Consider the following 13,117-nt stretch of genomic DNA (forward strand, 5'->3'; position numbering starts at 1 on the left):
TACTATTTGATGACTTTATAATTCCGCCAATCGATTACGCAACCGTTTACTTTTTACCCTTTTAGGATTCGATCATGTTCGAAAAACTGTTCAAACTCAGTGAAAATGGCACGAATGTCAAAACTGAGATCATTGCCGGTGTGACCACATTCCTGACAATGGCTTACATCATTTTTGTCAACCCAGCGATGCTGGCCGATGCAGGGATGGACAAGGGCGCTGTCTTTGTTGCGACCTGTTTAGCCGCTGCGATTGGCTGTTTTATCATGGGCTTTGTCGCTAACTACCCGATTGCATTGGCGCCAGGTATGGGCCTCAACGCGTTCTTCACTTATGGTGTTGTTTTGGGTATGGGTCACTCATGGCAAGTCGCGCTCGGTGCGGTGTTTGTCTCTGGTTTGATCTTCATGGCGCTTTCGGTATTCAAAATCCGTGAGTGGATCATCAACTCCATCCCATTGTCGCTGCGCACGGGTATCTCTGCGGGTATTGGTCTATTCCTTGCGTTTATCGGCCTACAAAACTCAGGCATCGTCGTTGATAATCCAGCGACCTTGGTCGGCTTGGGCCACATCACAAACCTCGCACCAGCCTTGGCTGCCTTGGGCTTTTTCTTGACCATCGGTTTGGTGTACCGCGGCGTTCGTGGCGCTGTGATGATCGCGATCCTTATTATCACCGCGCTCGGTCTATTGGTGGGTGATGTACAGTGGGGCGGTGTGATGTCGACACCACCAAGCATTGCGCCGACCTTTATGGAAATGAACATTGCTGACGTGTTTGAAGTGGGCATGATCTCAGTGGTCTTTGCTTTCTTGTTTGTTGATCTCTTTGATACGGCGGGTACGCTGGTGGGTGTTGCAACTAAGGCGAACTTCATTAAAGAAGACGGCAAACTACCACGTTTGAACAAAGCACTATTAGCAGACTCAACAGCAACGTCAGTGGGCGCGGTACTCGGTACCTCAAGCACCACGTCTTACGTAGAGTCTACGGCAGGGGTTGCGGCAGGCGGTCGTACTGGTTTAACGGCGGTGGTTGTTGGCGTGCTGTTCTTGTTGGCACTGTTCTTCTCGCCTTTGGCTGGCATGATTCCTCCATACGCGACCGCTGGCGCACTGTTCTACGTAGCGATTCTAATGATGTCTGGCTTGGTCAGCATCGATTGGCGTGATCTAACAGAAGCGGCGCCGGTTGTGGTGACGTGTCTGCTGATGCCACTGACTTACTCTATCGCAGAAGGTATTGCACTGGGCTTTATCTCTTACGCTGCAATTAAACTATTGAGTGGTAAAGGACGCGACGTGTCTGTGAGCGTTTGGGTACTATCGGCAGTCTTCTTGCTGAAGTACGTCTTCGCTGGTTAATCACAAGCATTGAATCAACAACGCCACAGCGCTTTCGCTGTGGCGTTGTTTTATAGTGAATATAATTCGCCATTGGTATTGGCCGCCGCTTCCGGTAAAATAATCGTTTGCGTAGCTTTTCCCCTATTTGGCCTGGTGCATCAAGCTGTAGGTTGTATCAACTGAGCTTGTTTTTCAGGGGATGCCGATTGGACAAAACTATTAGGTTATTACAATGAGTAAAAAATTCATCATCACTTGGGATCAGATGCACGCGTACTGTCGTGAACTTGCAGAAAAGCAGATGCCTGCCGAGCAATGGAAAGGAATTTGGGCTGTGAGCCGTGGCGGTTTAGTACCGGGTGCTATTTTAGCGCGTGAACTCGGTATTCGTTACGTGGATACCATCTGTATTTCAAGCTACGATCACGATCACCAACGTGATATGAGCGTATTGAAAGCACCTGAAGGTGACGGTGAAGGTTACCTTATCGTTGAAGACCTGGTCGACAGTGGTGACACAGCACGCAAACTACGTGACTTGTACCCGAAAGCGAAATTGATCGCCGTGTGCGCGAAACCATCGGGCGCTGAACTTTTAGATGACTACGTGGTTGATATCGCTCAAGAGACTTGGATTGAGCAACCATGGGATATGGCGATTCAATACATCGAACCGATCAATCGCAAGCAAAAGTAATGCTTTTTCACTTTTGGGTGAATGCATTGGCGATTTCAATAAAGAATCTTGATAAATGACCCTTTCTTGGGTCATTTTTTTTATTACTATGAAAGAATCGAACGAATACACGAGTAATGTGATGTCGGAAGAAGTAAGCAAAAACCTGTCTGAGACGCTGTTTGCCAAAGATAAAAAAGCCAAAGAGACGTCGGAGTTGATTGCCTACATGCCATCAAGTCAGGCGCTGCTGGATGAAAAACGTGTCGAAGACGGCTACAAATGGTATCGCAACTTACGCCGCCTGCAATGGACATGGCAAGGTCTACAACCTATCGAAATCGAAGGCGTATTAGCGGCGATGGCCTCCTCAAAGCATTCGCGTACCCACGATGAGTGGCTAGATACTGTGATGGGCTATCACAGCGGGAACTGGAACTTCGAGTGGACAAAGTTGGGTATGCTGCATCAAAAGCGCGCTCAACAACTCAAAGGTGAAGAAGCGGCTGATGAGCTCTTTAACGCCTCCCTTTGTTACAGTATCGCTGGTTATCCGCATCTCAAAAACGATACGCTCGCCGCTCAGGCGCAAGTGTTGGCGGGCAATGCTTATGAGGAAGCAGCGAAACAGACTAAGTACACCATCAAACGGCTAGAGATCCCGCATCAAAATAAAAAAATCGTCGCCCACCTTCACTTAACTCGCACTGATGAGCCACAACCTGTGGTGATGGTGAGCGCAGGTCTCGATAGTCTACAAACGGATATGTGGCGTCTATTTCGCGATCATCTAGCCAAAAAAGGCATCGCGATGCTCACTATCGATTTGCCGTCTATGGGTCACAACACCCATTGGAATCTGACGCATGATAGCTCTTGCCTACATCAGGCTGTGCTCAATCAACTGGTTGATATTCCTTGGGTTGATCATCACCGAGTGGGTTTGATCGGGTTTCGTTTTGGTGGCAATGCCATGGTGCGTTTGTCATTTATGGAGCAAGAGAAGATCAAGGCGTGCGTAACGCTAGGGGCGCCGATTCATGACATCTTATCGTCTCCGGATAAAATCAAGCAGATGCCCAAGATGTATCTGGACGTGTTGGCATCGCGCATTGGGAAGAATATTGTCGATATCAACAGTCTGGCGATTCAACTGATGGCATGGTCGTTGAAGGTGCAGGGTATCTTAGGTGGGCGTAAAACCAAGGTGCCTATTTTGGCGATGAACTTAGAGCGAGATCCTGTTTCTCCCTTTAGTGACAACCGATTAGTCGCCTTGTACAGCCAATACGGCAAAGCGAAGCAAATCAGTGCTAAGACAATTACACAAGGATATGAGCAATCCCTCGATTTAGCGATCAAGTGGCTAGAAGATGAGCTAATTAGATGACATTGTGGGTTTTTTAGACGACACTAAAGTAATGACGTACCGCATCTAAAGTGTCCGTCACACCGTGTTCCAGCCAACAGATAATAATGAATATGGAGATTCACTATGACTGGAGAAAAAAAGACCCCGACGCATTTTCGCTTGTTAACCACACTGCGTGCCATTGGTCCCTATCTGCGAGAAGTACAGAGTTCGGAAGGGGCGTATCTATTTGATTGCCTGTCTGTGTGTGTCAACGACAAGAAATCCCCTGAAAAACGCGAGTTTTGGGGCTGGTGGCTTGAGCTTAGCTTAGTCGACGGCTATTACGAAGCGCGTTACCGTACTGGCCTTTATGATGTCAGTGGTGAATGGCGAGACGACCCCTTGCCGAAAAAGGCCGTGGAAGAGGTCACCAAAACCCAAGAAGCGTTTCATCAAAAATTGATTGAAACCTTGTCAACGGAGTTTGATCTCGAAGTAAAAATGCATCAGCAATCGGTCGAATTTGTCTAAATTTCATTGATTGACATTGAATCCTAGTAAAAAGGCGCGTTATCGCGCCTTTTCTACTTGTGAAAAGCGGATTTGATTGCTAAAACAACAGGTCAGTTTTTTAACCATCCTTATTTCTCATTCAAAGTAGAAGTGTCATGAATCAGCAACGCACCGCTGCCACATCACCAAAAACTGTGGTAGTGAAACTTGGGACCAGTGTACTCACTGGTGGGACTTTGGCGCTTGATCGGGCTCATATGGTTGAGCTTGCGCGTCAATGTGCAGAACTTAAAAAGCAGGGCCATTCAGTGGTCATGGTCTCATCGGGCGCTATTGCCGCAGGTCGAGAGCACTTAGGTTACCCCGCACTCCCCAATGCGATGGCCAGCAAGCAGTTGCTGGCGGCGGTTGGTCAAAGTCAGTTGATTCAAACTTGGGAAGCCTTGTTTGGCATTTACGGCATTAAGATTGGTCAAATGCTGCTCACGCGCGCTGACCTTGAAGACAGAGAGCGTTTTCTCAACGCACGCGACACCATCAATGCCTTAGTTGATAACGACATCATTCCTATTGTGAATGAGAACGATGCCGTCGCCACCAGTGAAATCAAAGTTGGCGACAACGATAACTTATCTGCCTTGGTCGGCATTCTTTGCGGTGCAGACAAACTGTTGCTATTGACGGACCAAAAAGGTCTGTTTACCGCTGACCCACGCAAAGATCCCTCAGCAGAGTTGATCAAAGAAGTGAAAACCATCGACGATACGCTACGTAAAATCGCCGGCGGCAGTAGCACAACCTTAGGGACAGGCGGCATGGCGACCAAGCTACAAGCGGCTGATATCGCACGCCGAGCTGGGATTGAAGTCATCATCGCGGCAGGTAGCGCGCCAGATGTGATCTTTGATTCGTTAAGTGAAGCGCCGCAAGGCACGCGCTTTTTGCCATGCGATGAAGCGCTGGAAAACCGTAAACGTTGGATTCTTGCTGGCCCTGCGGCATCAGGCACCATCACGATTGATGATGGGGCGGTGCGTGCCGTGATCAAAAACGGCAGCAGCTTATTGGCTAAAGGCGTCACAGCGGTGACTGGCGAGTTTGCTCGTGGTGAGGTGGTTCAAGTGACCGCACCCAACGGGCAGCTAGTCGCGCGAGGTATCGCTAGCTACTCTAGCCAAGACATGGCCAAAATTATCGGCAAGCACAGTAAAGATATTATCGCTATCCTCGGTTACGACTACGGTAGTGAAGTGCTGCACCGCGACGATATGGTCGTTATCCAAGAATAATCAGACGAAGGAGCCAAGAGTGGAACTTATTTCAATGGGCAAGGCAGCAAAAGACGCTGCTTTTCAACTTGCCACCGCATCAACGAAACAGAAGAACCAAGCCCTAGCGATCATCGCTGATGAATTGGAAGCCAATGCAGACCTTATTCTTGCTGCCAATGCTAAGGACATCGAACTGGGCCGCGAAGCGGGGTTGACCGATGCCCTGCTTGACCGTCTGCTGCTCAATCCTGAGCGCTTGAGCGGTATTGCCAATGATGTGCGCAATGTGATCACCCTCAATGATCCTGTTGGCAGTGAGATAGACAGCAAGGTGCTAGAGAACGGCATGTCTCTCTCTCGCCGTCGTGTGCCGCTCGGTGTGGTCGGTGTGATTTATGAAGCGCGCCCTAATGTCACTATCGATATTGCTGCGCTGTGTTTAAAAACCGGCAATGCGAGTATTTTGCGTGGTGGTAAAGAGACGTTTTACTCCAATATGGAGTTGGTGAAAGTCATCCAATCTGCACTGGCCAAAGCTGGGTTGCCTGCGGCGTCGGTTCAGTACATTGAAAATCCAGATCGCGAATGGGTCTCTCAGCTACTCAAACTGGATGAGTACGTGGATATGATCATCCCAAGAGGCGGCGCAGGCTTACACAAAATGTGTAAAGAGAACAGTACGATTCCTGTCATCATCGGTGGATTTGGCATTAGCCACATTTTTGTTGATGAGAGTGCGGATCTAGAAAAATCGCTCGATGTGGTGGAAAACTCCAAAGTACAGCGTCCATCAGCATGTAACTCGCTAGACACCTTATTGGTCCATCAAGCGGTCGCGGAACGTTTTCTGCCTATGATTGTTGAGCGCATAAACGAGAGTGTCGCGTTTGTCGCAGAACCTAAAGCGAAAGCCTTGATGGCGGGCGCACGCGATCTTCGCGACGCGAAAGAGGGCGACTTTGACACCGAATGGTTGAGTTACACCTTAGGCGTGAAAGTGGTGGCGGATGTCAATGAGGCGATTGACCATATGCGCGTTCACAACGCGAGCCACTCCGATGCGATCATGACCAACAGCTTGGAAAATTCAGAGCGTTTCATTAACTCAGTGGGTTCAGCAGCGGTGTATGTCAACGCAGCGACGAGATTTACTGATGGTGCGCAGTTTGGCCTTGGTGCTGAAGTTGCCGTGTCGACCCAGAAATTGCACGCACGCGGTCCTATGGGTCTAGAAGAGCTCACCAGCTACAAATGGGTCGGTAAAGCGAACTACTTGCCGCGCAGTTAACACTTTCACCAGACACCATTTGAAAAAGGGGCAAGTTTGCCCCTTTTGCTTTTCTAACTTCTTGGATTTCCGTTACACTGTTTGCCACTAATATGGAGGTGATATGCATTGTCCTTTTTGTTCTGAGAACGATACTAAAGTGATCGACTCTCGTCTTGTAGCTGACGGCCACCAGGTGCGCCGCCGCAGGCAGTGTTTAGCGTGCAGTGAACGATTCACTACCTTTGAAACCGCGGAATTGGTGATGCCGAAAGTCATCAAGTCCAACGGAAATCGTGAGCCATTCAATGAAGATAAAATGATTGGTGGTTTGCAACGAGCGCTTGAGAAGCGTCCGGTGAGTGCCGATGCCGTCGAGTTGGCCATCAGCATGATCAAATCTAAGTTGCGTGCGACGGGGGAACGAGAAGTGCCGAGTGAGATGATCGGCAATCTGGTCATGGAGCAGTTGAAAGAGCTCGACAAAGTGGCTTACATTCGTTTCGCGTCTGTGTACCGCAGCTTTGAAGATATTCGTGAGTTTGGTGAAGAGATCGCCAAGCTCGAAGATTAAACGGTTAAGCGTGGTGAAAGGCGAGCATGTTTAGTGCACAAGATTATCAAATGATGGCGCGCGCCATTGAACTCGCACAGCGGGGGAAATACACCACAGCGCCGAATCCTAATGTTGGCTGTGTCATTACCCGAGATGGCGACATTGTCGGTGAAGGTTTCCACTTTCGAGCTGGTGAGCCTCATGCTGAGGTACATGCACTGCGTATGGCAGGCGACAAGGCGCAAGGGGCGATCGCTTATGTCACCTTGGAGCCGTGCTCTCACTATGGTCGCACGCCGCCTTGCGCGGAAGGTTTGATCAATGCCCAAGTCGCGAAGGTTGTCTGCGCGATGCAAGATCCTAATCCGCAAGTAGCAGGTCGTGGTATTGAAATGCTGCGCGCCGCGGGTATTGAGGTCCAAGTCGGGCTGCTCGAACAAGATGCCGTGGCGTTAAACCCATTCTTCCTAAAGCGCATGCACAGCAAAATGCCTTATGTACAACTGAAACTGGCGGCGAGCCTTGATGGACAAACGGCGCTAAGCAATGGGGAGAGCCAATGGATCACCAGTCCAGAAGCCCGTCAGGATGTGCAGCGCTACCGAGCGCAAAGCAGTGCGATTCTCTCCACTAGCCAAACGGTGATCGCCGATGACGCTTCACTCAATGTCCGTTTTGACGATTTGCCTGCGTCGCTGAAACTTCAATACTCACCCACCGATCTCCGTCAGCCAGTGCGTGTCATTTTGGACCGGCAAGGGCAGCTTCATCCAGAGCTCAAACTCTTTAATACACCGGGCGAGGTGCTGGTGGTGGGGCCAAATGGCGCTCTCAACGCACCGCTCGGGGATGATGGACATGTGGATCTCTTTGCTACGTTCGCCAGCTTAGCCCAAGATCACAACATCAATCAGTTATGGATTGAAGCGGGCCCAACGCTTGCGCAAAGTGTGCTCAAAGCGGGATTGGTGGATGAGCTGATTCTCTACCTCGCGCCTAAACTGATGGGCAGTGATGGACGAGGCCTGCTCGGTGCTTTAGGGCTTGGTGCCATGAGTGAATGCATCGAGCTCGATATTCAAGATATTCGTATGGTCGGCAAAGATATTCGTGTTGTCGCCAAACTAGCTAACAAAGAATCCTAATATGTTTACAGGTATTGTAGAGGCAGTAGGGATCCTATCTGCCATCACCCCAAAAGGGGAAGACATCAGTGTGACCGTTGAGGTCGGTAAATTGGACATGAGCGATGTCAAACTGGGCGACAGTATTGCGACCAATGGTGTCTGCTTAACGGTGGTGGATTACACCGCGACCAGTTACAGCGCCGATTTATCCCTCGAGACACTGCAAAAAACCGGCTTTGCTGATTATCAAGCGGGCGACAAAGTTAACCTTGAAAAAGCCATGCTGCCGACCACTCGATTTGGCGGTCATATTGTCTCCGGCCATGTGGACGGTGTTGGCGAGATCGTTGAGCGCAACAGTGTCGGTCGCGCGATTGAGTTCTGGGTCTCGATGCCGGAATCCATCGCGAAATACGTGGCAGAGAAAGGCTCCATCACGGTTGATGGAATTAGCTTAACGGTGAATGCGCTACGTAAAAACGCTTTCAAGCTCACTATCGTGCCGCATACGGGAGAAGAGACCACCATCGCCGACTTCCACGTCGGGCGTAAAGTCAATCTCGAAGTCGACGTCTTGGCCCGTTACATGGAGCGTCTATTAACGGCCTCCACCTCTGCACAGCCAGAATCCACCCTAACACTCGAATTCTTACAACAAAACGGATTTGCGTAGTGACGGAACGTCCGCAAAAGCCGCGCCAATAATAAGGAACAGAATCATGCCAATTAGTACGCCTCAAGAAATCATCGACGACATTCGCTTGGGTAAAATGGTCATCCTCATGGATGATGAAGATCGTGAAAATGAAGGGGATTTGATCATGGCGGCGGAGCACGTCACGCCGGAAGCGATCAATTTTATGGCAACCCACGGTCGCGGTTTGATCTGTTTGACCATGACCAAGTCACACTGTGAAAAGCTCGGATTGCCACCTATGGTGCAAGACAATAACGCACAGTATACCACCAACTTCACGGTGTCGATTGAGGCTGCTGAAGGAGTGACAACGGGTATCTCTGCCGCCGACCGCGCACGCACAGTGCAAGCCGCAGTGGCAAAAGACGCCAAAGCGGCGGATCTCGTTCAGCCCGGGCACATTTTCCCGCTGGCCGCGCAAGAAGGTGGCGTGTTAACGCGCGCAGGTCATACCGAAGCAGGCTGTGATTTGGCTCGCCTTGCAGGTCTTGAGCCCGCAGGCGTGATTGTTGAAATCCTTAATGATGACGGCACGATGGCGCGTCGCCCTGATTTGGAAGTGTTTGCGCAAAAGCACGACATCAAACTGGGCACCATTGCCGATCTGATTGAGTATCGCAACAACACGGAAACCACCATTGAGCGCGTAGCAGAGTGCCAATTGCCGACGGAGTTTGGTGAGTTCAAATTGGTCACATACCGTGATGTTATTGATAACCAAGTCCATTACGCGTTGTGCAAAGGTGAGATGACGCATACCCCATTGGTGCGTGTCCACTTACAAGATACCTTTACTGACTTGCTGCACAGTAACCGGAACGCAGACCGCAGCTGGAGCCTGGATGCGGCGATGAAGCGCATCGGTGAAGAGGGCGGTGTATTGGTGATTTTGGGCAACGAAGAGTCGACCGATTTACTCATCCACCGCGTGAAGATGTTTGAAGCGCAAGACAAAGGGGAAGCGCCGACGCTGGCCAAGCGTCAAGGCACATCACGTCGCGTGGGCGTTGGGTCGCAAATTCTCGCGGATCTCGGCGTGCATGATATGCGTCTGCTGTCATCAACCAACAAAAAATACCATGCATTGGGTGGTTTTGGTTTGAATGTCGTTGAGTACATCTGCGAATAAGCAGGATTGAGTGGAAGGTGGCATCGTCTGCCACCTCCCCAGTCGGTGCGAATTTCCATTAGATATTGCTCACAAATTTGTGCTAGAATCCGGCGATTCTCACTTGATGAATATAGTTAAAGGAAAGCTTATGAAAGTGATCGAGGGTGGCTTCCCAGCGCCAAATGCAAAAATTGCTATCGTTATTTCTCGTTTCAACAGTTTTATTAACGAAAGTCTATTGTCTGGTGCAATCGATACTTTAAAGCGTCATGGACAAGTTAGCGAAGAGAACATCACCGTTGTGCGTTGCCCTGGTGCAGTTGAACTGCCATTGGTTGCTCAGCGTGTTGCAAAAACCGGTAAATTTGACGCGATCGTATCGCTTGGTACGGTGATTCGTGGTGGTACACCACACTTTGACTATGTTTGTAGTGAATGTAACAAAGGTCTTGCTCAAGTCTCATTGGAATACAGTTTACCAGTGGCGTTTGGCGTATTGACCGTTGATACAATTGACCAAGCAATTGAGCGCGCAGGAACCAAGGCTGGTAATAAAGGTGCAGAGGCTGCACTAAGCGCACTTGAGATGATTAACGTTCTATCAGAAATTGATTCCTAATGGGGGCCAGTGTGAAACCAGCCGCACGTCGTAATGCACGTCGATTTGCTTTACAAGCAATCTACTCTTGGCAAATTACCAAAGAAAATGTTGCCACAATTGAAGAGCAGTTCTTATCGGGCGGTAAGTACGATGAAGAAGAGCACCACGCTCAAGAGCCAGCGCTTTCTGCTCCAGATACAGACGTTGCCTACTTCCGTGACCTGTTATCAGGTGTTGTGCTAAGTCACACAGAGCTAGACAGCAAAATTCGCCCATACACCGCGCGTCCAATGCAAGATTTGGACATGATGGAGCTTGCGTTGCTTCGTCTTGCGATGTATGAAATGACTCGCCGCGAAGATGTTCCTTACAAAGTGGTCATCAACGAAGCGATTGAGTTGGCAAAAGTGTTTGCTGCAGAAGACAGCCACAAATTCGTCAATGGTGTGCTGGATAAAGCCGCACCACACGTACGTAAAAAGTAACTCAGTAGTTTTGAGATAAAAGGTCAGCAAGCGCTGACCTTTTTTATGTGAGAAATTCTGTATGGCGAGTGAATTTAACCTAATTAATCGATATTTTGTTGGTCGACAAGGGCAGCGCAAAGACGTGCTGTTGGCGGCAGGCGATGACTGTGCGCTAGTCCAACCACCAGGCAGTGATCTGGCGATTGCGATCAGCACTGATACCTTAGTCGCGGGGACCCATTTCCTCCTCGATGCCGATCCTCACGCTGTTGCGCACAAAGCGTTGGCGTCCAACATCAGTGATTTAGCGGCGATGGGAGCAACACCTGCTTGGGTGTCGTTGGCGCTCACCCTACCTGAGGCTGATGAGTCTTGGTTGAGCGGATTTTGTGACGCATTCTACCAATTGGCGGACTATTTCGATATTCAACTGATTGGCGGAGACACCACCAAAGGGCCGCTCAGTATGACCTTAACAGTACAGGGATACGTAGACCCAAATAAAGCGCTACGCCGAGATGGGGCTCAAGTAGGGGATTGGATCTACGTCACCGGAGAGCTTGGTGATAGCCAAGCGGGGTTGGATGTGATCCTTGATCCAAGCTTGGCCCAAAAGCCTTTGGCAAGCGAGTTAGTACATCGACATTACTATTCAACGCCGCGTGTCTTGGTCGGACAAGCCTTGTTGGGGCTCGCCAGTGCCGCGGTCGATATCTCTGATGGGTTAATTGCTGATCTTGGGCATATTCTTGAATGCTCAGAGGTTGGAGCAAGCCTTGACGTGAGCACGCTTCCTGTTTCTAATGAACTGGTGACATTTTTGGCCAGCACTGAACGTGCTCAGCAAATGGCGTTGTCGAGCGGCGAAGAGTACGAACTCTGTTTTACCGTCAGCGAGGCCAATCGTGGCTCCATTGAGAGTGCGCTAGCACACTGTAATTGTAAGGTGACCTGCATCGGCCAAATTCGCCCACAGGGTCACTGGGAACTTCACTCAAAAGGACAATCAATGACATGGCCACGACAAGGCTATGATCATTTTAGTGAATCAGTATGACAAATCCCTTAGCACTTATTTCGCTGAAAAACCCGTGGCATCTACTTGCGACAGGCTTTGGCAGCGGGCTTTCTCCTATCGTCCCCGGCACCATGGGCACCTTAGCTGCGGTGCCTTTTTATCTTCTTTTAGTCCAGCTACCGTTACCACTCTATATTGTGGCGGTGCTGTTCTCTTGCTGGATTGGCGTCAAAATTTGCCAAGTGACGTCTGATGACATGGGCGTGCATGATCACGGATCGATCGTCTGGGATGAGTTTGCTGGCTTCTGGATCACCATGCTGGTGGTGCCTCTGTTTAATCTGTCGACGACGGATTGGAAGTGGCTGTTGACCGGATTTGTCTTGTTTCGATTTTTCGATATGGTCAAGCCTTGGCCGATCGGCTGGCTCGATAAGCGTATCCACGGCGGCTTAGGGATTATGATTGATGATATCGTCGCTGGCCTCATGGCTGCGGTATCACTCTATCTCATTGGTCGATATGCAGGCTGGCTATAGCAGGGCTTAGTCATAGAGACAGCAAAATATGGAACGCAATAAAAAAGGACAGCGACCGCGCTGTCCTTTGTCTTTCTAGGTTGAGAGTACGCTTATTTCAGCTTCTCTAAGTCGGCTTCAATCTCGGCAATCTTGCTGGCGACCACTTTCTCTAAGTGACGAAGATCGGACAAGATTTTCTGTTTCACGTCCGTTTCAGCCGCTTTTTCTGGTCGCGTGATTTGGTTTAATTCATCGATAACCAGCGTTAAATTGCGATTAATCTCAGTCACTTCTTTGTATTGGTGACTGCCACTGTCGACGAGTACGTTTTTGACTTGGCGGGGATATTTGAATTTTACGCTTTTCGCAAACAATTCGCCTTTTTGCTTACGAAAATAGATCTTTAACACATCCTTGTGCGCTTCTTGACGAAGTGAATAGCGCTCAATTTGCTTAGGCTCGTGAATACCTAAACCAGTGAGGTTTGGAAACATAAGCTACCTCTTTTGTGTTGTAATAACCCCTTCCCATCCGGGAAGGGAAACAAAGTGTTCATAGGTTAATGTAGCAGCCTATGATCGTGGTAGAT

At 49.6% G+C, this 13,117-nt stretch carries 15 protein-coding genes; 14 read left to right on the plus strand and 1 reads right to left on the minus strand.

Going from position 1 to position 13,117, the window contains the following annotated elements; genetic code table 11:
• Positions 1–74 precede the first annotated feature (74 nt).
• The 14 genes from AC6R0S_RS13580 to pgpA all read left to right on the plus strand — a co-directional run bounded on the left by AC6R0S_RS13580 (position 75) and on the right by pgpA (position 12,546).
• Positions 75–1,367 (plus strand): NCS2 family permease, encoded by a 1,293-nt coding sequence (locus AC6R0S_RS13580; RefSeq protein WP_500638135.1) that lies wholly within the window; start codon positions 75–77, stop codon positions 1,365–1,367.
• Between the two features lie 214 nt (positions 1,368–1,581).
• The gene (gpt, locus tag AC6R0S_RS13585) at positions 1,582–2,046 is read left to right on the plus strand and encodes a xanthine phosphoribosyltransferase (protein ID WP_487901288.1); all 465 of its coding nucleotides are present in this window, start codon (positions 1,582–1,584) and stop codon (positions 2,044–2,046) included.
• A gap of 121 nt (positions 2,047–2,167) precedes the next feature.
• A complete protein-coding gene (gene frsA, locus AC6R0S_RS13590) occupies positions 2,168–3,415 on the plus strand; it encodes an esterase FrsA (protein ID WP_500633929.1) in 1,248 nt (415 codons plus the stop codon).
• A 105-nt stretch (positions 3,416–3,520) separates the two neighbouring features.
• A complete protein-coding gene (crl, locus tag AC6R0S_RS13595) occupies positions 3,521–3,910 on the plus strand; it encodes a sigma factor-binding protein Crl (protein WP_500633928.1) in 390 nt (129 codons plus the stop codon).
• 137 nt (positions 3,911–4,047) lie between these two features.
• Positions 4,048–5,181, plus strand: a complete 1,134-nt coding sequence (proB, locus tag AC6R0S_RS13600; protein ID WP_500633927.1) for a glutamate 5-kinase — start codon at positions 4,048–4,050, stop codon at positions 5,179–5,181.
• A gap of 19 nt (positions 5,182–5,200) precedes the next feature.
• A complete protein-coding gene (locus AC6R0S_RS13605) occupies positions 5,201–6,451 on the plus strand; it encodes a glutamate-5-semialdehyde dehydrogenase (RefSeq protein WP_500633926.1) in 1,251 nt (416 codons plus the stop codon).
• Positions 6,452–6,554: 103 nt separating this feature from the next.
• The gene (gene nrdR / locus AC6R0S_RS13610) at positions 6,555–7,004 is read left to right on the plus strand and encodes a transcriptional regulator NrdR (RefSeq protein WP_334554434.1); all 450 of its coding nucleotides are present in this window, start codon (positions 6,555–6,557) and stop codon (positions 7,002–7,004) included.
• Positions 7,005–7,030: 26 nt separating this feature from the next.
• The gene (gene ribD, locus AC6R0S_RS13615) at positions 7,031–8,131 is read left to right on the plus strand and encodes a bifunctional diaminohydroxyphosphoribosylaminopyrimidine deaminase/5-amino-6-(5-phosphoribosylamino)uracil reductase RibD (protein ID WP_500638136.1); all 1,101 of its coding nucleotides are present in this window, start codon (positions 7,031–7,033) and stop codon (positions 8,129–8,131) included.
• Between the two features lies 1 nt (position 8,132).
• Entirely contained in the window at positions 8,133–8,786 is a 654-nt protein-coding gene (locus tag AC6R0S_RS13620) for a riboflavin synthase (protein ID WP_500626545.1), read from the plus strand.
• Between the two features lie 46 nt (positions 8,787–8,832).
• The gene (gene ribBA, locus AC6R0S_RS13625) at positions 8,833–9,939 is read left to right on the plus strand and encodes a bifunctional 3,4-dihydroxy-2-butanone-4-phosphate synthase/GTP cyclohydrolase II (protein WP_500638137.1); all 1,107 of its coding nucleotides are present in this window, start codon (positions 8,833–8,835) and stop codon (positions 9,937–9,939) included.
• Positions 9,940–10,069: 130 nt separating this feature from the next.
• Entirely contained in the window at positions 10,070–10,540 is a 471-nt protein-coding gene (gene ribH / locus AC6R0S_RS13630) for a 6,7-dimethyl-8-ribityllumazine synthase (RefSeq protein WP_053408902.1), read from the plus strand.
• Positions 10,540–11,007, plus strand: coding sequence for a transcription antitermination factor NusB (gene nusB / locus AC6R0S_RS13635; RefSeq protein ID WP_334554444.1), 468 nt, complete (start codon positions 10,540–10,542; stop codon positions 11,005–11,007). Before ribH ends, nusB begins: the two co-directional genes overlap by 1 nt.
• A gap of 61 nt (positions 11,008–11,068) precedes the next feature.
• Positions 11,069–12,046, plus strand: coding sequence for a thiamine-phosphate kinase (gene thiL / locus AC6R0S_RS13640; RefSeq protein ID WP_500631735.1), 978 nt, complete (start codon positions 11,069–11,071; stop codon positions 12,044–12,046).
• Positions 12,043–12,546: a phosphatidylglycerophosphatase A gene (gene pgpA, locus AC6R0S_RS13645; RefSeq protein WP_500638138.1), complete on the plus strand. Its 504-nt coding sequence runs from the start codon at positions 12,043–12,045 to the stop codon at positions 12,544–12,546. Before thiL ends, pgpA begins: the two co-directional genes overlap by 4 nt.
• Positions 12,547–12,638: 92 nt before the next feature.
• On the opposite strand, the gene AC6R0S_RS13650 is transcribed toward pgpA, so the two are convergent.
• Complete coding sequence (locus AC6R0S_RS13650; RefSeq protein ID WP_334554450.1) at positions 12,639–13,022, minus strand: DUF3461 family protein; 384 nt, start codon at positions 13,020–13,022, stop codon at positions 12,639–12,641.
• Positions 13,023–13,117 lie beyond the last annotated feature (95 nt).

This window comes from Vibrio sp. R15-SG3-ISO1B, assembly GCF_059833835.1.